The organism is Lysobacter hankyongensis, assembly GCF_039543145.1.
Lineage (GTDB): Bacteria > Pseudomonadota > Gammaproteobacteria > Xanthomonadales > Xanthomonadaceae > Lysobacter_I > Lysobacter_I hankyongensis.
In genome coordinates this window covers 1-538 of record NZ_BAABJE010000032.1, presented here as the reverse complement: position 1 = coordinate 538, position 538 = coordinate 1, and the positions used below count along the sequence as shown (strand labels likewise).

At 68.6% G+C, this 538-nt stretch carries 1 protein-coding gene; it reads left to right on the top strand.

Annotated elements, in window-relative coordinates:
- A partial coding sequence (locus ABD974_RS19465) for an IS3 family transposase (RefSeq protein WP_345305011.1) occupies window positions 1-538 on the top strand: 538 nt, incomplete at both ends.

The following is a 538-nucleotide window of genomic DNA, read 5'->3' as shown; positions in this document are numbered from 1 at the left end:
CGCGCCGGCGTCCGCGGCGTCGGCGCAGCGGCAGCGACATCCGCCTGCCCGGTGCGGTTCGGCCCAACGCCGTGTGGAGCTACGACTTCGTGCACGACCAGATGGTGGACGGACGCAGCCTGAAGCTGCTGTGCGTGATCGACGAGTACACACGGGAATGTCTGGCCATCGAGGTCGGGGCCAGCCTGCGGGCGCAGGATGTGGTCCTGACCCTGTCGCGGCTGATGCGGCTGTACGGCAAGCCGGCGTTCGTGCGCTCGGACAACGGCGCCGAGTTCACTGCGGCGAAGGTCATGCGCTGGTTGCGCGATGCCGCGATCGGCCCGGCCTTCATCGCCCCGGGCAGCCCATGGCAGAACGGCTTCGTGGAGAGCTTCAACGGCAAACTGCGCGACGAGTTGCTCAACCGCGAGTGGTTCCGCAGCCGGGCCGAGGCCAAGGTGCTGATCGAGCGGTGGCGGCAGTTCTACAACGAGCGCAGGCCGCACAGCGCACACGGTTACAAGCCTCCGGCAAGCGTGCGCCGGAACTGGTCGGA